Annotated in this window: 11 protein-coding genes; 1 reads left to right on the top strand and 10 read right to left on the bottom strand. The window is 72.5% G+C overall.

Features of this window, described 5'->3' with window-relative positions:
* Positions 1-49: 49 nt before the first annotated feature.
* The 10 genes from WMF14_RS17705 to WMF14_RS17660 form a co-directional block, all read right to left on the bottom strand.
* Positions 50-622 carry a hypothetical protein gene (locus WMF14_RS17705; RefSeq protein ID WP_437802380.1) on the bottom strand — a complete coding sequence of 191 codons (573 nt, stop codon included), beginning with the start codon at positions 620-622 and terminating at the stop codon, positions 50-52.
* A complete protein-coding gene (locus tag WMF14_RS17700; RefSeq protein WP_437802378.1) occupies positions 622-3390 on the bottom strand; it encodes a type VI secretion system Vgr family protein in 2769 nt (922 codons plus the stop codon). Before WMF14_RS17700 ends, WMF14_RS17705 begins: the two co-directional genes overlap by 1 nt.
* A 13-nt stretch (positions 3391-3403) precedes the next feature.
* The gene (locus WMF14_RS17695; RefSeq protein WP_437802376.1) at positions 3404-5677 is read right to left on the bottom strand and encodes a type VI secretion system Vgr family protein; all 2274 of its coding nucleotides are present in this window, start codon (positions 5675-5677) and stop codon (positions 3404-3406) included.
* Between the two features lie 40 nt (positions 5678-5717).
* A complete protein-coding gene (locus WMF14_RS17690) occupies positions 5718-7943 on the bottom strand; it encodes a type VI secretion system Vgr family protein (RefSeq protein WP_272098326.1) in 2226 nt (741 codons plus the stop codon).
* A 175-nt stretch (positions 7944-8118) separates the two neighbouring features.
* On the bottom strand, positions 8119-8979 hold the full coding sequence (locus WMF14_RS17685) for a hypothetical protein (protein ID WP_437802374.1): 861 nt from the start codon (positions 8977-8979) through the stop codon (positions 8119-8121).
* A 245-nt stretch (positions 8980-9224) separates the two neighbouring features.
* Positions 9225-14039, bottom strand: a complete 4815-nt coding sequence (locus tag WMF14_RS17680) for an alpha-2-macroglobulin family protein (RefSeq protein WP_437802372.1) — start codon at positions 14037-14039, stop codon at positions 9225-9227.
* A 1108-nt stretch (positions 14040-15147) separates the two neighbouring features.
* On the bottom strand, positions 15148-16209 hold the full coding sequence (locus WMF14_RS17675; protein ID WP_437802370.1) for a beta-ketoacyl synthase N-terminal-like domain-containing protein: 1062 nt from the start codon (positions 16207-16209) through the stop codon (positions 15148-15150).
* Complete coding sequence (locus WMF14_RS17670; RefSeq protein WP_437802368.1) at positions 16206-17237, bottom strand: DUF2169 family type VI secretion system accessory protein; 1032 nt, start codon at positions 17235-17237, stop codon at positions 16206-16208. The genes WMF14_RS17675 and WMF14_RS17670 overlap by 4 nt, the downstream gene beginning before the upstream one ends.
* 63 nt (positions 17238-17300) lie before the next feature.
* A complete protein-coding gene (locus tag WMF14_RS17665) occupies positions 17301-18764 on the bottom strand; it encodes a YkgJ family cysteine cluster protein (protein ID WP_437802366.1) in 1464 nt (487 codons plus the stop codon).
* Between the two features lie 102 nt (positions 18765-18866).
* Complete coding sequence (locus tag WMF14_RS17660) at positions 18867-20171, bottom strand: DUF1566 domain-containing protein (RefSeq protein WP_437802365.1); 1305 nt, start codon at positions 20169-20171, stop codon at positions 18867-18869.
* Positions 20172-20731: 560 nt separating this feature from the next.
* Here WMF14_RS17660 and WMF14_RS17655 point away from each other — a divergent pair.
* The gene (locus tag WMF14_RS17655) at positions 20732-21751 is read left to right on the top strand and encodes a sugar-binding protein (RefSeq protein WP_437802363.1); all 1020 of its coding nucleotides are present in this window, start codon (positions 20732-20734) and stop codon (positions 21749-21751) included.

Below are 21751 nucleotides of genomic sequence, written 5' to 3'. Positions count from 1 at the left end.
GTGAAAGCTATGACAGCCGAGCCTTCCAGCGGGCACGCCGCGCGTGCCGTCAATTCAACCGCAAGAGCCTCCCGACGATCCGGAACAGCCCCCGCGACGCGGCGCTGATGCGGCTGCCCACGACCTCGATGTCGCCGTCCTGGCGAATGCGGACCGCGCCTCGGCCGGAGCGGAGCAGCAGCTCCTGCTCCGCCTCGATGGCGACGGTGGTCGCCTTGAGGTGGAGCGTGTGCGGCCGCTGCGTCGTCAGGGCCGCGACGATCAGCGGGGGCTCGCCCTCGCAGAGCTCGACGAGCACGGCGTCGCCGCGGGCGCGGGCGTCGGCGATCACCTCGGGATCGACGTCGGGCGCGATCTGGGCGTCGACGGGCCCCTCCGCGCCACGGACGTGGATCGACGCCTTCCGCCCCGCGATCGAGGCGACGCGCGCTGTCCGCATGGCGGCGCCGAGCGGCTGCGCCGTCCGCGCCGGGAGCGGCGCCGCGGCCGGCTCGGCGAGCACGTCGTCCAGGGTCACGCGCGGCGACTCGGACGCCTCCTCGGCCGTGGCCGCGGCGTCCGGCTCCTCCAGCGAGAGCGACGCAGAAGCCGCCTGCGACCCACCGTCGAACCGAGCCGCCATCAGACCTCCGAGACCTTCTTCGGCAGCTGGATCTTCGGCGCCAGGAGGGTCACGAGCGGGGACGTGATGGTGACGCCGGCGCCGTCGATCACCACCTCGCTGGCGCCGCACTTGAAGACGATGGCGCCCTTCGCCTCCACCTTGTGGAAGGCCCCGATGAACGTCGCGGGCCCGACGGCCTGCACCACGTGTGACCCCTTGAGCTTGTCGACGATCGCGCCGCCCACCATCGCGGTGCGCGAGCCGGTGACCGTCTCGCTCTCGCCGCCGTTGCTGAGGACGACCAGGCCCGTCGCCTTCTCGCTCTTCGAGCCCGTGACGCTCTCCGCGTAGCTGCCGAACGCCACCTGCACGGTCGCGGCGCCGACGTCGATCGTCTTCTTGCCCGTCACGTTGTTGTCGATGTCCTGGATCGCGCCCAGGACCTTCATCGAGCCCACGTCCTCCTTGTGGGTGCCCGTGACCTTGGCGGTCGTGTGCCCGGGCCCCTTCTCGCGGTCGGTCGCGTCGACGCCATCGACGGCGCCGTCCGGCCCGCCGACGTTGGCCGTCGACCCGCCGCCGCCGCCGCCCCCGTCCATGCCGAGGGCCGAGGCGAGCGCCTCCGGCTTCACGAAGACCTTCCCGGCGAGGCTGCTCTGCGCCACGTTCGAGGCGATCGAGGCGAACATGTTGGGCGCCGCGGCGCCCGGCGCGCCGACGGCGGCGCCGCCCCCGCCCCCGCCGCCGCCCATCGAGGCCGCGAGCTGGCTCGCGCCGGGGATGCCCGACGCGCCCGCGATCATCCCGGGCATGCGGCTCATGTCGCCGCCGGCGACGGCCTGCATCGCGCCCGCGACGCCCGCCGCCTTCTGGGTCAGGCCGTTGATCGGCGCCATCACCTGGTTGATGGCGCCGTCGACCTGCCCCTGGACCGCCGCGATCGCGTTGTTGGCCATCACGCTCGCGAACTGCACCGCCGCCTGCGCCGCGAGCGCGAGCATCGCCTCGAGGGGGTTGCCGTCCATCTCGAACTGGTTCCCGCCCACCGTGGTCGTCGCGTTGCCCTTCGCCGTAAGCGCCGACACCGCGTTCACCTCGACGTTGCGGTTGCCTCCGACACTGATCGTCTGGTTCGCGCCCACCGTGTTCTGCGAGCCCTTCGTGATCTTCGTCGTCTGGTTGCCGCCGACCTCGAGCGACGCGTTGTTCCCGACGACCGACGTCTCGTTGTTGCCGATGTTCCTCTTCGCGTTGTTCGCCGCGACCGTCTTCATGTCGCGCTGGGCGTGCACCATGATCTCCTCGGAGCCCGCCTTGTCCTCGAAGCGGATCTCGTTGGCTCCGCCGCCGCCCGGCGTGCTCGACGTCTGGATCGCCGTGCGGGTCTTGCCCTCCGGCAGCGCGTACGGCGGCATATAGACGCCGTTGTAGAGGCGCCCTGTCACGATCGGCCGATCGGGGTTGCCCTCGAGGAATTCGACGATCACCTCCCAGCCGATGCGCGGGAGCATCATCGAGCCGGAGGTCTGGAGCTGCGCGACCCGCATCCAGCACGAGGCCTTGTCGTCGATCACGTCGCTGCGATCCCAGTGGAATTTCACCTTGCAGCGACCGAACTCGTCGGTATGGATCGCCTCGGTCTGCGAGCCTGCGGGCGCCACAACCGTCGCGGTCTGCGGCCCCTCGATGAGCGGGATCGGCGTGATGCGCCGCGGCCTGTACTTCACGGAGGCCGGCACGAGGCGCGCCCGCGCCCTGGAGCGCGGCGTCGCGCGCTCGCTGCCGCCGTGCGCGTCGCCCTCCTCGTGGACGTAGGTGTGCTTCACCGCGAAGAGGAAGTACTCGCCGTCGAGCTCGCCGGAGTCCGTGATCGTGAGCTTCTGGCCGACCGCGAGGCGCGAGCACACGGTGTCGATCTCGATGGTGTGCCGCTCGACCTGCTCCTCCTCCAGCCGGATCTGCGCGAGGCGCTGCCCCTCGCTCGGCTCGAAGTAGCCGCCCGGGTAGTCGTAGCGCTCCAGCGCGTCGTTCTCGCCCGATGCCGCGGTCGCCGTGAGGTCGAGCTTCGGCCGCTTGAAGTCGAAATCGCGGAGGACGAACTTGCCGGAGCGCACACGCTCGAGCTCGCGGATCGAGTAGATGGCGTCGCGCTCGTCGGCCGCGCTGAGCCCGGTGCGCCGGCGGAACGGCAGCGCGGGGTCGCCCGCGATCGGCCCGGCGACGGTGCTGTCGTCGTCGAAGACGAGGAGCTCGCCGTCGGCGTCCACCTCGACGAAGCTGTAGACGCCCTCGTGCTCCATGAGCCGCGAGATGAACGCGAGCGCGCTCTCCTGGTACTGCACGCAGTACTCGCGCTTCGGACAGTCGCCGCTCAGCCGCCACGCGACGCGGGTGATCCCGTGATCCTCGAGGACCTTCGCCACGATCTCCTTGGCGCTCATGTCCTGGAAGATCCGCGAGTCGACGCTGCGCGCGAGGAGCGCGAGCGAGGAGACGACGCGGACGGCGTAGCGGACGCCCAGCAGCCCCTCGATGCCGAGCTCTGTGGAGCCGATCGACGTCGCGGCCTCCACCGTGCCCGCGATGACGCGCGGCGCCTCCCCGGGCGCGCCGAAGGAGAGCGCCGCGGGCTTGCCGATCATCGCATCGAGCTCCTGGTACGAGTGGAGGTACACCTCGACGTCGAGGACGAGCGGCCTGCCGGCCTCGTGGATCGCCTCGAAGCGGAGCACCCGCGCCGCGGGGACCTCGTCGATCGTGAAGTGCGCAATCGTCTCGCGTGCCACGTTCCCCTCCTCCTCAGTTGTCGAGCACCAGCGCGGCGGTGTCGGAGACGTCGCCGTCGAGCTTCGCGGACACGCCGATGATCGCGACGCTCGCGGGCGTCAGCGAGAGGATCGACGCGCCCATGACCAGCGTGAGCGCGCCGGTCGCCTCGAAGACGGCGTTGTTCGCCTTGACGAGCTGCGCGCCCCCCGCGAGCTCGGTGTACGTGCCGAGCGAGCTCTCCACGCGGTTCCCGTTCGCCACGTTGACGATCGCGCCGCCGACCTTCACGTTCATCGATCCGCCGACCTGGACGCCGCGGCCCGACTTGACCGCGATCACCTTCGCGCCGGTGGCCGTCTCGCTCCGGTCGCCCTGGACCGTCACGGAGCGGTGCCCCAGCGCGAGCTCGACGAGCGCCGCGCCGACCTCGTGGTTGAAGCCGGCCAGGGTCTGATCCGTGACCGAGCCGACCACGAGATCGATCTGGTTGCCGGACACCGTGAGCGAGCTGTTGCCGGTGACGTCGCGCTTGTGATCCCCGCCGATCTTCATGTCGCGGTTCCCGCCGATCGAGAGCGAGTGATCGCCGCTTATGTCGTCGACGTGGAAGGTCTCGATCTTCATCGACTGGTTGCCGGAGACCGAGAGCGTCTGGTTCGACCCGACGCTGGTCGTCATGCTGTTCGTCACGTTCGTCGTCTGGTCGGCGCCGATCTTCTTCTTGTGGTTGTTGCCGATCGACTCGGTCGCGTTGTTCTTCACCTCGGTGGACATGTCCTTCGAGGCGTTGATGAACATCTCCTCGCCGCCCTTCGCGTCCGACATCCGGAGCTCGTTGGTGCTGCCCCCGCCCGGCGTCGTCACGGTCTGGAGGGAGCTCTTCCCTGCCTCCTTCGGGAGCGCGTAGGGCGGCGGCGTGAGCGCGTTGTACATGCGGCCCATCACGAACGGCCGGTCCGCGTCGCCCTCGACGTGGCGCACGGTGACCTCCCACCCGACGCGCGGCAGCAGCATGGATCCGCCCGTCGGCACCTGGCTCGTGCGGATCCAGCGGCTCGATGTGTCGTCCTTCTTTCCGGAGCGATCCCAGTGGAAGGCGACCTTCACGTGCCCGCCCGCGTCGGTGTGGATCTCCTGCCCCGAGGGCCCGGTGGTCATCGCGGTCTGCGCGCCCGGGATCACCTGCTCGCGGGCGCGCCGCGGGGGCCGGTAGCGCGTGGTCCCGGTCGGCACGCCCCAGAACTCGCAGATCGACTGGAGGTCGCGCGCGCCGTCCTCCGCGCCCGCGCGGCCGGAGAGCTCGAAGTTCCGCGGCCGGCTGCCGGCGATGCGCGCGCGGACCACGAGGTACTCCTGGTTGAGCGGGTCGTACGGGTGGCCGTCCACCGAGAAGCGCCGGCCCGGGAGCAGCGCGAGCGAGCCGCTCTCGCCGCGCACGACGTCGCGCTCCGCCTGCACCGAGTCGAGCAGCACCTTGGCGAGCCGCTCCGCGACGCCCGCGTCGGCGGTGCGCGCCGGGTGCTCGTAGATCTCGAGCACGTGCTCCCCGGGATCGCTCCCCTCGGCCGACGCCTCCGGCTTCGTCGAGGGCTTCTCCGGGTCGTAGTCGCGGACGAACACCTTGTCGCTCCGCACGGAGACCTCCCGCGAGAGGCGGACGACGCGATCCGCGAAGCCCTCGGCGCCGAAGTCCTGGAAGAACGGCAGCGACGTCGCGCCCTCGATGTCGTCGAGGCCGGTCGGCGAGTCGCCGAAGACGATGACGTCCTCTTCATCTCTCATGTGGATCGCGAAGTAGATCCCCTCCTCGGCGAGGAGGCGGTGCACGAAATCGAGGTCACGCTCCCGGTACTGGACCGTGTAGACCCGCGTCGGGTGGGGCTCGGTCACGCGCCAGTCCTGCTGGCCCGCGGGCACGCCCGCGCCCTCGAGGACCTCCTTCACGATGTCGACCGCGCTCTTGTCCTGGAAGATCCGGCAGTCGGAGCGCTGCCCGAGGTTCCAGAGCGCCGGCGCGACCTCGATCCGCAGCGTGGGCACGTCGTCGGGATCGGGCACGAGCTCGGCGAGGACGATCGTCCCGGCGAAAGAGCGCGTCTGCGTGTCGTCGCTGCGCGACAGCGTGAACACCGCGCGCTTGCCGAGGACCTCCTTCGGCCTCGGCAGCGCCGCCTCGTCGTCGAGCAGCTCGCACTCGAGGCGGGTGAGCTCCGAGAGCTGCTCCGTGAGCTCGAAGCGCAGCACCCGGTAGATCTTGCCCTCCACGCTGAGGGAGGGGATCGCGAGGACATGATGATCAGCCACTCTTCACCTCTCTCTTCACGTCACTAGCGCCCATGGGCCCTCACGATCCGAGCTTCATCGACGCGCCCATCTTGACCACCAGCGCGCCCTTGACCGCGATCTTCGACCCCTTGATCACGACGGGTCCGCCGCCGAGCTTGAGCTCGCTGCCGCCGCCCTTGAAGACGCCGACGGCGCCGAGGAGGGTGATGAGCGGCGCCTGCACCACGAGATCACCGTCCAGCTTCTGGTAATGGAGGCCGCCGACCATGTTGGTGACGCCGAGCGCCACGTGGGAGAGCGAGCCCTTCGTGAGGTGGAGCTCCGCCGCCAGCGAGGTCTGGTCCTTGTTGGCCGTGATCTGCTCGCCGTGGCTGCCGTTGATGATCTGCGCCTTCACGGCGCCCACCGTCTCCGTCATCCCGCCGAGGACGTTGTCGTTGATCGAGCCGAGGCTGCCGGAGAGCTGCAGCGCGCCGACCTTGCGGCTCATGTCCCCGGTGATGGAGTGCCTGACGCCGTTCGAGATCGTGATCTGGTTCCCGCTCACCGTGTAGGAGCGGTTGCCGGTGACCTTCTCGACGTGGTTGCTGATCGCGTTGGTCGTGTCGTTGCCGCCGATCGAGATGCTCTGGTTGCCGGTGATCTTGTGCGAGAGCACCGCGCCGACGTCGAGCGATTGATTGCCAGCGATGGAGGTCGAGTCGTCGACCTTGACCGAGCGGGAGCCGTTCACGCTGATGTGCTGCTCCTCATTGACCGTCACCTCCTCGACCTTGTCGTTCTTGATGGTGACGTTCAGGTCCTTCTGGGCGTGCATGCCGAACCCCTGGCTCCCCGCGGTGTCGGACATGCCGATCTGGTTGTGGCCGCCCGCGCCGGGCGACGACATGCTCTTCAGCGTGCCGGACGCCTTGGCGGCGGGGAGCGCGTCGGGCGGCGTCTTCTCCGCGTTGTACGTGCGCCCGAGCACGAGCGGCCGGTCCGGGTCGCCGTCGAGGAACGCGACCGAGACCTCCCAGCCGACGCGGGGGAGGATCATCGAGCCGCCCATCGCGATCTGCGAGACGCGCAGCCAGCAGCTCGAGGTGTGGTCCTGCTGGCCCTGCCGGTCCCAGAAGAAGCGGACCTTGATGCGGCCGTACTTGTCGACGTGGATCGCCTGCTCCTGGGTGCTCGACCCGGTGACGACCGCCGTCTGGATGCCGCGGATGCGCGGCCGCCGCGCGCGGCGCTCGGCCGCGAAGGGCGCGCCCTTGGGGACGCCGCGGAAGTGGTTCTCGACGTCGTAGTTCGTCGCGCCGCCGGTGAGCGTCTGGTTGCCGCGCGAGACGAGGTGGGTGACCACGAACTCGCCGTTCAGGCACGGCTCCGCGGCGCCCTCGACGGCGAACGGCTCGCCCACCTTGAGCCCGGCCGCGCGGCTCTCGCCCTCGCACACGTCGGCGTCGGCGGAGAGCTCGCGCACGCGGGCCTCGGCGCGGCGGGCGCCCACGCTCCCCTTCGTGAAGCCGGCGGGGTACTCGAAGTAGGGCAGCGCGATGGCCTCCTTGCGGGGCAGCGCGGACTCCGGCTTCACGTCGGGCTTCTCGAAATCGTGGTCCCGGAGGTGGACGAGGCTCGTGCGCAGCGCGCGCGTCCTCGTGAACTTCGAGAGCGGCAGGCTCCCGGGCAGGCCGCCCTGCGCCATGCGGAAGCTCACCGGCAGCCCCTCCTCCACCTCGAAGGCGGCGGGGTCGTCGGTGATGATCATCGTGTGCCCGGCGGCCTCGTGCCGGAAGTAGTAGAAGAGGCCGTTGTCCTCGAGGAGCCGCGAGACGAAGTTGAGGTGTGACTCGCGGTACTGGACGATGAACTCGCGCGGCTCGTACTCCTTCGCGATCCGCCACTCGACCTTGTCGCCGAAGCCGGCGTCCTCGAAGACCGACTGCGCGACCTGGACGATGGTCTTCTCCTGGAAGATGCGGCACCCCTCGCGGTGCGCGAGCGCGGCCAGCGCGGGCCGCAGGCGGACGTCGAACTGGCGGCTCTCGCCCGCGATGTGCGCGAAGCCGGCGCGGTCGACGATGCCGTCGTACAGGCGCTCCTGGCCCGACGTGTCGACGACGCGCAGGCAGAGGCGGCTGCGCAGGCAGTCCTCGACCCGGAACGAGGCGTCCAGCGTCGCGAAGCGCACCTCGACCGTGTAGGGGGTGGAGATCGCCTCGACGGCCTCGAAGCGGGTCACGGCGACGTCCGCGGGGAGCTTGTCGCCCTCCAGGGAGAAGGTGGCGAAGGTAGCGGCCATTGGGGGCATGGTAGGCGATCGGCGGACGGCGCCAAGCCCCGGCGCCGGAACCCGACGCGGGGCCGACGCGGTGGGGGCTGCGTGGGGGCCGGATCGTGCGGACCTCGGGGCGGCGCGCGCACGGGCCGCTCCTTCCGAAGCGACCTTCACGCTTGCGCAAGCTATGCGCTGACCGTCAATCGCGGGTGCGGTAGCGGGCGAGATCTTCGGCCGTAGCCTCGCCGGTGTAGAAGCCGTTCGTGACCCACACCGCGCGCAGCCCCGACTCCTTGACGAGCGCGCGGAAGAGCGGCACGTCGCTGGTGCTCGGCGCGGGCACGCCGAGGGCGGGCTTGCCGTTAAGAGTACGCACGGTGTGGTTGTGGAGGACGACCCAATACTCCCAGCCGGCGGCCACGTCGCGGCGGACCTCGTCGAAGCCATAGAACGCCTTGGGCGGAAACATCGAGTCGCTCGCCCCGAGGTAAATCTTGAGCTGGGGCCGGCCGCCGACCTCGCGGCGCAGGATCGACGCGATGAACTCGGTGGGCTGAGTGAGCTCCGAATAGCGCGCGTCCTGGGCCGCGAACAGGGCTGCTTCGAGGCAGCGGATAGGCCGGACGCGACCGGCGTCGCCGTACATCAGCGCGGCGTTCTCGTCCTCGCGGCGCCATAGCTCGCGCTCGGCGTCGTCGCGCGGCTGGGGTGGATCGGCGACCGGACGCTCGAGGTCGCCGCCGGCCGCCGCGATCGCCTTACGATACGCCAGGTACCCGGGCGCGCTCGGCAACACCTCCTGGAACAGCACCGGAGCGGCCGGCGCCTCCCATACCTGCAACACCGCGTTGCCCTCGCGATGCACCACCGTCGGCGCGCCCGGCAGCACGCACCTCGGGGGCGGTGCCTCGGCGGCGCCCGCGACGGCGGCGGGCGAGGGCAGCTGGGGGCCTCCGCAGGCGGCGAGGAGGAGCAGCTGCAAGAGCGTACATCGCGGGCTCACGGCCGGGATCGTGACACGGAAGGGGGCCGCGCGCGCGGCGATCCGAGTTTGTGTCAAGGTGATCTCTTCGTCGAACGCTTCGCCTTCAATGGCGCCGTCTCACTGGAAAAGCGACGCTACTATCAACAACCGATCATGCATCGAAGGGGCCGCCTACACTCCACAGCCTGCGGGCGCGCCGAAGCCGTGCCCTCGATCGATGCGTCCATATGAACCCCTGTGGCCGGGCATCGAACACGACTTCAGCCGTGTGCTCCTGCGCCGGCGCGGGCGGAGAGTGAACCGGTATCCAGGAGCGCCGATCACTCGATGAGGATCGGCCGCGCCGGGACCACCGCGCGCGGCAGCTCCTCCTGCGCCACCCGGGCCTGCGCCTCGGGCGCCGTCACCTTCCCGGCGAGGGCGAAGCGCACCGGGATCTCCACGAGCGTCGCGAGCCGACTCGCCTCGACAGAAGCCCGCAGCGCGAGGACGCCGTTCACCTGCCGCACGCCCCCGAGCGGCTCGGCCAGCGACACCCCTGGCGGAAGCGGGATGCGCACGTCGATCTCGACCGGGCGGCCCAGCGTGTGGCGCAGCGAGATCCCGAGCTTGCCCGTCGTTCCCGCGCGCGGGCGCTTCGGCCAGGAGATCTCCACCTGCACGGGGCTCGCCGCGGCGGCCGGCGGCCGGCTCCAGCGCCGGAGCGCCGGGCGCTCCAGGCGCGCCACGACCGCGGGCCCCGCTGCCTCGACCGTCACCTCCGTCGCGCCCGCGTCGAGCGGCACCACGAGCCGCCCCGACGGCCCGACCTCCACGTCACGGCGCGCGCCTCCCGACGTCACCGTGACGCGCGCCACCCCGCGGCCCTCGCCCCCGTGGGCCAGGAGCGCGCGCACCACCGCGCGCGTGCTGGCCGGCGCGCCGTAGCCGCCGCGCACGTCGCGCTGCACGCCCACCCAGCCGAGGAGCCTCGCGGGCGGCGCCGCGCTCCGACCGAGCCCGGCAGCGCGGAGGAGCGCCGCGTAGACCACCGCGCGCGCGCTCCGATCCTCGGCCTGACCCGGCGGCAAGGTGATGCCGCCGGTCGGGAGCAGCGCCACCCAGGCGCGCAGCCGGTCCGCGACGTTCGCGGCCAGCGCTGCCCGGTGCGGCCGCTCCGCGAGCGCGAGCAGGACCCGGGCGAGCGCCACGCGATCGCCGCTCTGGATCACGTCGTCCAGCGTCCTCGTGACGAACGCGTCCCAGCACGCGTTCACCGCGCCCCCCGCCGGCGAGGGCTCGACCTCGAGCGCGTCGAGCGCTGCCGCAGGGTGCAGGGGCTCTCGCGGGCAGCGCGCGTCGATCTTCGGCAGCTCCTCCGCCGCGGACGCGGGCGCGAAGGTGCGCGCCCGGAGCGCCGGAGGCCAGAAGGCCAGGTCCTTCTTGCTCTCCTTGTACGCGAGCAGCCGGCCCACGGCGCGGCGGCCGATGTCCTCCGCGCGCGCGGCGATCGGCGCGCCCTCACCCCCGCGCGCCGCGGCCCAGCGGCGCACGAGCGCCGCGACCTCCACCGCGTCCGCCATCGCCCCGGCAGACGAGAGCCGGTCGGGATCCATCGCCTCGAGCGCCGCGGTGAGCGCGCCCGCGAGGCCGCGCTCGACGACGAGCCGCGGGCGGCCGGTGGGCTGGTAGCGCTGCGCGTCCGCCGCGACGCTCAGCGTGGCCGTGGCGCCGCCCTCGACGATCTGGGCGATGTTCAGATCGGTGGGCTCGCCCGCGGGGCGCACCTCCCACGCGTGCACGAGCGTGTCGCCCGGGGTCCCCTGCGCCTTCAGGGCGACCGCGAGCTCCGCCCGCCCCGCGCGCAGCGCCCGCACGCGCGCGCGGACCGGCGCCGCGCCCCCCGCGGGCACGTCGACCGCCACCGCCCGGCGCCGCGGGTCGGCGAGGGCAGCCACGCCGCGCGCCGTGAGCTCCACGTTCGCGCGGAGCGGCCTCGGCGAGCGGTTCCGGACCGAGATCTCCACGTCGACCTCGTCGCCCTCGACCCACGCGGCGCCCGCCTCCACGCGCGCCGAGAGCGGCTGCGCCGTGGGCACGTCGAGCGTGGCCGTGGCCGGCGTGGCGCCGTCCGGCACGCCCACGAAGACGAGCCGGAAGGTCGTCTCGACGTCGCCGAGCGGGACGCGCATCCGCAGCCGGCCATCCTTGTCGGTGCGCTGGGGCGGCGACCAGAAGAACACGCCCCGCGGCGCGCCGCTCGACGTGCGGTGGGCGCCGCCCAGCCGGCCGTGGCCTGAACCGAACCCGACGCCGGAGCCCGTACCCCCGCCGCCGGTGCCGATGCCGCTCAGGCCGAGCCCCTCGCCAAGCGACGTGCCCGTGAGCTCCTCCAGGAGGCTCTCCCACGCCGACACCGTGGCGTCGCCGACCTCCATGTCGAACTTCGCGTCGACGAGGCGATCCTCGCCGACCGCCCTGGCGTACGGCGTGCCCGAGCGCAGCACGCGCTCGAACGGATCGCGCACGTCGTCGCCCGTGCCGATCCGGCCGTCGGGCCCGGGCGCCTGCAGGGCGAAGCCGCGCCGCACCGTGAGGAACGGCGCGGGCGGCGCCGTCGTCGGGGTGAACTGGATCGTGCCGCCCCAGGGATCGAGCAGGAGCGACTCCTCGAGCTGCGCGTCGCGCACCAGGCGGCGGAGCAGCGCGTTCGGATCGCGGAGCGCCGGCTCGTCGGGGTCGAGCAGCCGCTCGCGCCGGAACGCGCGCGCCGCCGCGAGGATGCGGAAGAGCTTGAGGCGGGTGACGCGGCGAGCGACGTGATCGAACGTGACCTGCGGGTCCACCGCCAGGAGGTCCGCGAGCGAGAGCGGCTCGCCGCCGGGCGTCTCGGGGGGCGCATCCATGGCGGCCGTGACCAGGGTCATCAGCTCGGGGTTCCATGCATAGGCGCCGCCCGGCCCGCGGCGGCGCACGTCGCGCAGCCGCTCCGGGTCGCTTGTGGCCTCGAAGACCGCCCCCTCGAGCGAGCGAAGCACCTGGCCGAACGCCTCGTCGAGCGCCGCCCGCGCGGAGCCGGCCGGATCGTTCGCCGGCGCGATCGCCTCGCGCGCCCGCGCGCCGAGCTCCGCGCGCCGGAGCGGATCGAGCGCGGGATCGCCCTCCAGGAAAGCGCCGCAGCGCTCGGGCTCGACCATGCCCTGGCAGAGCCGCGCGCGCGTGTCGAGCGCCGCGAGCCCGCCGACGCTGCCCCCGCCGTGCAGATCCACGACGACGGCCGCGACGGTCCCGGGCAGGCCGCGGCTGCCCCCGTCGGTGAGCGCGAGGTCCACGTCGACGGCGCCGCGCGGGGCCGCGCGGCCGCCGGTCATGCGGGCCTCGAGCCGAGGGAGGACGCGCGGCGTGACGAGCACCGCGCCGCCCGCCTGCCGCGCGGCGGCGCCCGGCCGAGGAGCGGCGGCGCTGAGCGTCCAGACGCCGGCCGCGCCCTCGGGCAGGCCGAGCGCGCCGCCCTCCGGGCCTCCGGCGATCCAGGCGCTCGCCGCGCGGGCCGCGTTGTCCGCCTGGACGATCACGCTCCAGCCGGCGCCGTCCGCTGCCCTGCCGCCGTCCCCTGCCCTGCCGCCCGCCGACCGCCGGCCGGCGCGGGCGTCCGCGCCGCTGGCGTCGATCACGCGGAGCGGGAGCGCGTCGCCGGCGCGGGCGAGGAGCCGCTCGGGCCGGAGCAGCGCCGAGGCGTCGCGATCGACGGAGACGCACAGCGCGAACGGCTCGCGCCGCGACGCGAGCGCCGGGAGCTCGCCAGCTGGCCGCACGCGCACCGCCGCCGCGACGCCGCCGGCGCACGGCCCGACGTTGCGGAAGGCCCCGAGCTCGACGGGCGCCTCCCAGGTCACCTCGGCCTCGCCGTACGCGTCGGTGGTCACGGCGGCCTGGAGCCCGTCGCCCTCGACGGTGAAGGTGCCCTGCACCGGCTTCCGCCGCGCATCGCGGACGCGCAGGAGCATGCGCTGAGCGACGCCCGGAACGATCGCGCCCGCCTCCGGGAGCAGCGTCGCCTCCGAGGTGGGGCTCTCCACGGAGACGGTGGCCTCGCGCTCGAGCTCGTGCCCCTCGAACGTCGCACGCGCGACGACGCGCAGCGTGGTCCCTGCGCCCTGCACCACGGTGGTGGGCGCCACCGCCGCGCCGCGGACCTCGCCGGCCGCGTCGGTGCGCGCGGGCGTCGTGAGCTTCTCCCACGCGGCCCTGTCCTCGGGCGGGCTCGTGCCCTTCGGCCCGGTCCAGATCCGCACCGGCAGCCCGGCCACGGGCTGGCCGGCGCCATCGCGGATCCGGATCACGTAGCTTGCGCGATCGCCGGCGCGCAGATCCTGCTCGGACCACTCGGCCAGCATCTGCGGGGCGCCGGGCGTCTCTTCGCGCGGCGAGAGGGAGATCTCCGCGGCGTTCGACGAGGCCCCCGCCGCGCCCCGCGCGCGGGCGCGGAGGATCCAGCGCCAGTCGGGCTCGTCGATCCACGGGACGGGCACGCGTGTCATCGCAACGCCGGCCGCGTCGGTCGTGACCACGGCCGTGTGCCGCGCGACGCCGCCCTCGAGCAGGCTGACCTCCACGGGGACCCGCGGGGCCGGCTGCCCCGAGGCCTGGCTCTGCACGGTGATCCACGCCGACATCGCGCTGCCCGGCACCACGCGCGTGTCAGGAACGTGCAGGTCGACCTGGAGCGGCGCCAGTCGCTGCACGGTGAGCGTCCGGGTCCGCTGCCGGTCGCCTGCGCGCACGCCGAGCAGCAGCCGGAGCTCGCGCTCGGGCCCCTCCGGGATCGGGACGTCGAGGTGAGCGCGCCCCTTCGCGTCGGTGGTGACCCGCACGGGCGGCGGGACGGCGCTGACCTTGCCGAGGTGCTCGGGATCCCAGGTCGCCTCCACGGTGACCGCCTCGAGCGGCCGGAGCGTGACCGCGGTGGGGAAGCCGAGCGCGAGGACCTGCACCGGCAGGGTGGCGCCGGGCGCGCCGCGGTCGGGCGCGTGAACGAAGAGGTCGAGGCCGCGGGCAACCGCGTCGCGGCCGTCCGTGGCCGCGTCGGAGGTCGCGGCGGCGCCGAGGACGGCGACGAGGAGGAGGCCGGCGAGCGGAAGGGAAGGCCTGGGCATGGTGCCTTTCGACATCGCCAAGGGGAGCAGGTTCCTGCGCTGCATGGCCGCCCGGGGGGGCCGGCGCGGCGCGCGATCGGGCCGACTCGCCATCTGGCGACGGGCTCCGGGGAGGGTGTCGACCTCCTCCGGGCTGAATTTCAATTTTCCGGGGAGGGTGTCGACAGGTAGCGGGGGAATTACCCCACTTGCCTTGAATTGATCCCACTTTTGTGGGCGCAAACGACCCCACTATTTGCGGTCGGGTCGGTGAGCGGATCCCCGAGCAACGACAACTACTCTCATACAGGGGGCTTTCGTGCTCTCGCGGCGAGCCGCGCGAACGCTGCGCGGCGTCGTTCCGCGCCTCATGCCTGTGCTAAGCAAGAGGCATGAACGCATCGACCATCGCGCTCGTGCTCCTGCTCGTCGCCTTCACGCCCGGGTGCCGCGATGAACCCAAGGGAGTGTCCTACGGTCCGCCGTGCACGAAAGAGCTGGCGCAAACCCTCCAGTGGTGCGCCCCCGGAAAGGATCTGTCGCCCTGCGAACACGTGCCGGCAGAGCAGGGAGAAGCCTGCCAGGGTGGGTGTGTCCTGCAGATGTGCGGGGATACCGCCCCGGAATCGATAAACAGCCAGGCGCGCTCCACGTCGTGCTCCGATCCTCGCGGTCCCCTCTACTGGCGGAACTTCTTCGCAGCTGTAAACGCGTGCGAGAAGCAACACGGTCGAGCTCAACCTGCCAGGGGGAACTGCACAACAGCGGAGGTCGAAACGCAATGCGCCGAGCTCGCTGGTACCCATTGGGCGGACAGCTGGCCCGGTCGCTACCGGTAGGCATGGTGTCGACTTATCGTGCCGACAACCTACGGCGGCATCTCAATACTCCGAGGCGGCGTCGACAGGTGGCGGGCGAATTTTCCGCGCCGGAATGATGGAACCGCCATATCGCTATAAGACGCAAAGAAATCCTCTAAGATCTTGGCGTCTTATGGCGACTTGGCGGTTCAAATGACCCCACCTTCAGCCGAAGTACTCCACCACCGCCGCATCCCTCGTGGGCGCCACAGTTCGGCGCTCGTCCCGTTCGGCGGCTGCACCCGGACCTGGTCCGGCGTGCTGCGCCGTCACCCCGGCGCCACGATTACCATCGCCGCGCGCTCCCCGCCGTCGCTCCCGGCGAGGGAGACCGCACACGGGTGCGGCGCGAAGCCCCGCGCGAACGCCTCCGACGCGATCGCGAGGTGCAGCGGCATCGCCGCGGCGCCGAGCGCGCCGATCCGCTGGGCCGGGCACTCCAGCTGCTGCGGATCGCAGAAGAGCTGCTGCGTGCGCACCGACGCCGCCTGGAGCTCGAAATGGCGGAAGGTCTCGAAGGTGATATCGGTCAGCATCCAGCCGGCGCGCAGCCCGCGCTCGGCGAGCGGCGCCAGCGCAGCGCGAAGCGCGGCGGTGAGGCCCGTGGCCTGGAACGCGGACTCGTCGTTGTCCGGGCGTGCTCGCTCGTGCGCGGTGGCGACGCCGACGATCTGCCCGAGCTCGCGGAGGAGCGCGCGCCGCGCGACGTCGGGGCGCATGAGGACCACGAAGGCCGCGCACTCGCCGGGGACGAGGGCGTCCAGGTTGTCCGGCCGGAAGAGCCGGCCCGCGGCGTCGAGCGCGGCGATGCGCGCCGGGTCGTAGTCGGTGTGCACGCCGCCGAGCAGCGCCGCGTCGATCGCGCCTCGCGCGAGCGCGTCGCACAGCTCCGGCAGCAAGTACCCCGGCGCGGCGGGCCCTCGCGTCGAGACCTTCACCGCGATCTCCGGCGCGCACCCGTACGCTTGCGCCCGCGCGGCGAGCTCGGCGGCGACCCGCTGCGCCGGGGCCTCGCCGCCAGGCGGCCGCTGCCCGAGGTGCTCGTCGAGGCACAGGCCCATCTGCATGCGCAGCCCCCGCGCCGCGGGGCCGAGCTTCTCGAGCGCCTCGCCGAGCGCGCGCTCCGCGAGCAGGACGGCGCGCGCCGCGCCCGTGACGCGCGGATCGAGCGTGGGCAGGAAGCACATCGTGACGGGCTCGCCCTGCCCGTCCACGAGCGGCGACTCGCGCATCGCCGCGGCCGAGGCGCGGTACGAGAAGGCGGTGTCGATCGAGCGCAGCCCGACGGGCGTGACCGCGCCCGCGGCCACCATGGCGGCGAGGGGCCTCACGCTCGCCCCCGCTCGCGCACGATCACGCGCGCGTCCTTCATCCGCCGGGGCGCCTTGACGTGCGCGCGCCAGACCATCTCGACGGCCACCGGCTTCTGCGGGCCGGTGGCGTAGAGGTCGACGAGCACTGTGTCGAGGTGGGGCGCGAAGGCGACCGGCGCGCGGTCCTTCACGTGGAACTCGATCTCGACCTGCACCTTCGGGAGCTCGAAGCTGAGCGCCCCCTCGGGCGTGAGGTTGAGCGCCCGCACCGGCTCGCCGCCCGCGAGCGGCGGATCCGCGATGAGGCCCGGCGAGGCGCAGAGGTTGAAGCGGTGGTCGAAGTCCTCGGGAAGGAGCGGCGCGCGGTTCTCCCGCCACGCGGCGTCGTACGTCCCGGCGTACGCGCGGCGCGGCTCCCAGTGCCGGCCGACGACCCCGATCCCGGCGGGCGGCGGCCCGGTCTTCGCGGTCCGGATCGGGTACGAGGGATCCTCGATGGCCGGCGCCGGCTGGTGGGTGAGCGAGGCCGGCGCGCGCGTGACGCCCGTGCCGATCGGGTTGCGCGGCTCCTCGAGCGGCGCCGCGGGATCGTCGTCGTCCCGCCCGCCCCAGGCGTGATCGTAGCGCATGTCGATCTGCTCGATGGGCGAAGGCGCGGTGAGGGCGGCGCCCTTGTCCACCCAGAGCCGCTTGCCGAACACGACGAGCGATTTCTTGAGCGGGCCCACCTCGACGCGCACGTCGAAGGACGGCACCGCCTTGCCGTTCGGCGCGTACGCCGTGGCCACGAAGATCACGTCGGTCGCCGGCTTGAACAGGCAGACGTCGGCGGGGTACGCGACGCTCTCGGGCTTCTTCTCCTCCCAGGGCAGGTCGGCGAGGCGGACCCCGCGCGTGCGCTCGGGGGGCGCGAGCTCGAGGCTGCCGTCGCCCTGGAGCTCGAAGCTCGCCTTGACGATCGTGACCAGCTGCTCGCCGTCCCTGTCGACGAGCAGCTGTGGGTGCGCGGCGAAGTCCGTCTTGTTGTCGAGCGGGGGCTGGCTCATCGCGGGCGCATTATCGACAGGATCGGAGCCGATGTCTCTCCGAGTTCGAGGAGGCGCACGCGATCACCCGGCCGTGGCCGCCTCGGCGGCGTACGCGTCGAGGCCGTGGCCTCGCAGCGTCGCCTCCACGAGCGCGATCGGCTCGGCGCAGGCCGGGTCGTCCGCGCCCTCCCCGTCGACGACCGCCGGCAGCGCCCGGGCCACGACGAGCCGCACGGCGCGATCGCGGAGCGCGAGCGAGAGCGGCAGCGCCCCGAGCAGGCGGTGGCCGTGCAAGGCCGCGCGGAGGGTGAAGCGCTCGCGGTCGCCCACGCGCGCGGGCACGGGCGCGAGGAGCAGCGCGCCGAGCAGGTCGGGTTCGGCCAGCGCCAGCGTCGCGTCCGCGATCCACCGCGTGGCCCACCGCGCGAGGTCCCGCTCGCTCCGCCAGACGGCGTCCTCGCGCGCCCGCCGCGCCGCGCGGCCATGGAGCGCGGCGAGCCAGGGCGCGAGCGCCGCCGCATCCAGCGGATCGGGCCGCTCGAAGCGCGCAATCGCCCCCTCGGTGAGGCCCTCGGCCTCGAGCGCGGCGGCGAGCGAGAAGAGGCCCGCGGCGACATCGGGCGGGGGTGCTGCCGCGGCGAGGCGCCGCGACCAGGCGACGACCTCCGCGCGGGAGGCGGTCGCGCCGGGCGCCACCTGCGCGCGGTCCGGCAGCCGGGCGACATCGATGCGCTCGTCCAGATCCCCCCGCGTGACGAGCCGCGGATCGAGCAGCGGCGCGCCGCCGGGGCGGCCCGCGCTGGCCAGCACGCAGGCGCACTCCACGGCGACCGAGACGCGCACCGACTCGCCGTCGTCGACGAAGCTGGTCGGGAAGGTGCGGCACCCGAGCGGCTTGGCCTCGGGCCCGCCTCTCGCGTGGAGCGAGCAGCGCCCCTCGCCCTCGAGGTAGGCGCACCGCCCGTCCCGCATCGCCACGACGGAGGCCGCGCACGGCCACGTCCCGCGCTCCGGCGTGAAGGCCCGCTCGTGGCGCGCGCCTCCACTCAGCACGTCGGGCCGCAATGCCCGCGCCCGCGCCGCCTCCTCGGGGTCGAAGAGGATCGAGGCGTAGATCCGGCAGCAGCTCCCGCGGCCGTCGCAGTGCAGGCTGAAGTCGGGCAGCATCTCCAGCCGGCGCTCGCGGGGATCGCGCTCCCCCGGGTCGGGCGCGGGCGCCGCGGCCGCCGTGGACCTGGAGCGCGCCGCGTCCTCGCCGGCGTCGTCCGCTCCGAGCAGCCCCGCGGCGTGGAGCTCCGCGAAGAACGCCTGCGCCGCGGGCACACGCGCGTGCGCGCCCTCGCGGGCCGCCGCGATGACGATGCCCTCGACGTCGCGCGTCCCGTCGGCCGCGGAGAGCAGGACCCACTCCCGCGGGCCGAGCTGGAGCAGCTGCCCCGTGCGGGCATCGTGGAGGATGACGCGCTCCTCCTCGCCGACCAGGTGGCGCCGCGCGAGCACGTGGGCGGCGAGGCGAGGGCGCGCCGGCGGTGTGCTCGGGCTCACCCGAGCCACGCTATCCGACGCTGGAGGCAGCGCGCCACCGAAACGAGGCGCGGCGGCGCCGGCCATCTCCCGGGACGGACCGCCTCGGCCGCGCCTGCGCTCTCAGCGCACGCACTTCACCCACGCGGCCGTGAAATAGTTCCACTTGCCGCTCTCTCCCGCGTTGAACCCGGTGAAGCCGTCGTCGAAATTGAGCGCCCAGGCCGCCGCGGCGTTCCCCACGGCCGCGTGAGAGCTCCAGTACCAGTCGTTGCTGCGGGAGCCGCATTGCGTGTCGGGGAACATCGTGCGGTTGATCGACGGCGCCACCTGCGCCTCGTCGACGAGGGTCGCGAGCTCCCGGATGCTGGGCAGGCGCCACGCGTGGCCGTTGAGATCGAGCGTCGCGCAGTAGCCCTCCGCCTCCGCCCAGGCCATCGTGGCCGGCGAATACCCCTGCTGCCAGACGAGGCCTGTGTACCTGTCCATCACCTCGCCGGGCGACACGACGGTGTACTGGTCGGGCGGGGCCACGGCCGGGCTGCTCGGCACCTCCCCATCGCCGTTGCCTCGCACGCAGCGCAGGCTCGCCACGGTCGCCTTGGAGTAGGCGCTGCTGACGATCCCGTCGCTCAGGTTGAAGGCCCAGGCGTAGTCGCGCCCCGCGCCGGCGCCGGCCTGCCGGATGGTGAGGATCCAGTCGGACGATGTCTTGTGGAAGCCCCCGCGCGCCCCCGGGAAAGCGCCCTTGTCGATGGCCGGGCTCCGGGTGAAGTCGACGATCGACGTCATCTCGATGCGCGTGGGAAGGCGCCAGTCGGAGAATCCGCCGAGCGTCAGGCCGTCGCAATAGCCGATCGCCTGCTCCCACGTGTACGCCTCGGAAGGAGGGGTCTCTTGCCATTCGAGGCATGTGACGTTGTCGCGCACCACGCCGCCCCCCACATCGGTGTAGCTCGCGGGGTTGGGCAGGCCGCTGCCCGCCGGGTTGGGCATGGGCCAGCACGCCCACTTGTGCGTCCCGCAGGCAGCGGCCCTGCTGCAGGTGTCGCTCGCTCCGCCCGCGCCCCCGCTGCCCGGCCCACCGCCCTCCCCGGCCGCTCCGCCGTCCCCCGGCGCGCCCCCGCTCGCGGCGCTCCCCGCGCCGCCGCTCGCGATGCTCTCCGCTCCCCCGTCCCCCGGCGCGTCGCCGCTCGCGGTGCTCTCCGCGCCGCCGACCCCGGCGCCCGCCTCCGAGGCTCCGCCTGTCGCGAGCGCGCCGCCCGTCGCCCACCCGCCGCTCCCCGCGATCGCACCGCGGTCGCCGCCCTCCTCGCCGCACGCCGCGGCCGCGAGCACCACGCCGAGCGCGACCCCCGTCCGGGCACGCGCCGCGGAGACGGACATCACCCATGTCGCGTCAACGACCCACCGCTTGCTTCGATTCACAGGAACCTCCGCGCGCTCAAGCCAATGTCGCAAGACAAATATGCTCGAACCGCACCAACCTATCACACGCTGTGCGAGGGTCGCCAACGCACGTACCGGAAAAAAGGCATATTTCCTGCCCATCGACAGAAATCGCCCAGCGCCATCATCTCAGCTCATGCTCGACGTGGTGAGTCGCAGACCCTGCGCGCCTTCGGCAGGTGCAGCGCCCTTGATCACACCGGGGGACCACGCGTTCCCGTGTCCTGACAATTCTTCGATCAGCCTTCACCCGTGACGTCCCGCACACAGCACCCGCCGATCGGAGTTGACACCGAAAATGTGAACGCTCACAATGCATTCCAGCGGGCATCCTTTGTCCTCCAGATCCATTCCGATGGTAAAGACCAAGGAGTGGTTCGGCCTCCAGGGACGCGGAGGGTAGACCCCAGCCACCGGGGCGCACTGTGGAAAGACGCGCCGCCAGCTTTGCGGCAGATCACGGGGACAGCGGCCGGGTAAGGGCGACGCCACGCGTGATGTCAACACGTTCTTGAAGTGAATCAGCAAGGAGACCAGCCGTGAAAGAGACGATGTCCTGGGGCAAGGGTTGGGCGGTCGTAGCGCCCTTCCTGTTGGGGCTGCTCGCGATGACGGGGTGCAACGAGAAGAGCGAGGGGACGGGCGCCGCGCCAGCCGAGGGCGCCGGCTCGAAGCCGAAGGTCGTCAAGCTCGCCTTCGTCACCAACAACGCGTCCGAGTTCTGGAAGATCGCTCAGGCGGGCGTCCGCAAATACGAGCAAGAAAGCAAGGTTCAGGTCGACGTGAAGATGCCGTCGAACGGCACCACGGAGGAGCAGAACCAGATCCTCGAAAACCTCTCGAGTCAGGGCTACGACGCCATCGCCGTGAGCGCCATCGCGCCGGCCGATCAGGTCCCGGTGCTCAACAAGGTGGCCGAGAAGAGCAAGCTCATCACGTTCGACTCGGATGCCCCGGCGTCGAGCCGACTGCTCTACATCGGCACCAACAACCACGAGGCCGGCAAGGCGCTCGGCGCCTATATCGTGAAGCTCCTCCCGGAAGGCGGTAAGATGGCCGTGTTCGTCGGCACGCTCTCCGCCGACAACGCGAAGCAGCGCCTGCAAGGCATCCAGGACGCGATCGCCGGCAAGAACATCGAGATCGTCGACAAGCGGGAGGACAACACCGACCGCGCGAAGGCGCGCTCCAACGTGGAGGACATCATCAACGCGCACCCGGACCTGAAGCTCGTCGCAGGCCTGTGGTCCTACAACGGCCCCGCCATCGCGGCGGCCATCGAGGCGCTCGGGAAGAAGGGGAAGGTCCTCGCGGCGGTGTTCGACGAGGAGCAGGAGACGCTCACGGCCATCGAGAACGGCACGATCTCGGCCACGGTCGTCCAGAAGCCGTTTCAGTTCGGTTACCTGGCGAGCAAGTGGGCGCATGAGCTCTCGGTCAAGCCCGACACGGCGAAGGCGCAGATCCCGGCCAACAAGAGCATCGACACCGGCATCGACGTGATCGAAAAGACCAACGTGGCGGCCTTCAAGCAGCAGCTCGCTGAAATGAAGAAGTGA

It is taken from the genome of Sorangium sp. So ce693 (assembly GCF_051521375.1).
Taxonomy (GTDB): Bacteria; Myxococcota_A; Polyangia; order Polyangiales; family Polyangiaceae; genus Sorangium; species Sorangium atrum.
The sequence above is the reverse complement of the archived record's forward strand: the minus strand, read 5'-3'. Positions and strand labels throughout refer to the sequence as shown.

What these genes read in the sequence shown, in the direction of transcription:
- WMF14_RS17705 (WP_437802380.1), bottom strand. Translation starts at nt 622, where the DNA reads ATGGCGGCTCGGTTCGACGGTGGGTCGCAGGCGGCTTCTGCGTCGCTC.
- WMF14_RS17690 (WP_272098326.1), bottom strand. Translation starts at nt 7,943, where the DNA reads ATGGCCGCTACCTTCGCCACCTTCTCCCTGGAGGGCGACAAGCTCCCC.
- WMF14_RS17680 (WP_437802372.1), bottom strand. Translation starts at nt 14,039, where the DNA reads ATGCCCAGGCCTTCCCTTCCGCTCGCCGGCCTCCTCCTCGTCGCCGTC.
- WMF14_RS17670 (WP_437802368.1), bottom strand. Translation starts at nt 17,237, where the DNA reads ATGAGCCAGCCCCCGCTCGACAACAAGACGGACTTCGCCGCGCACCCA.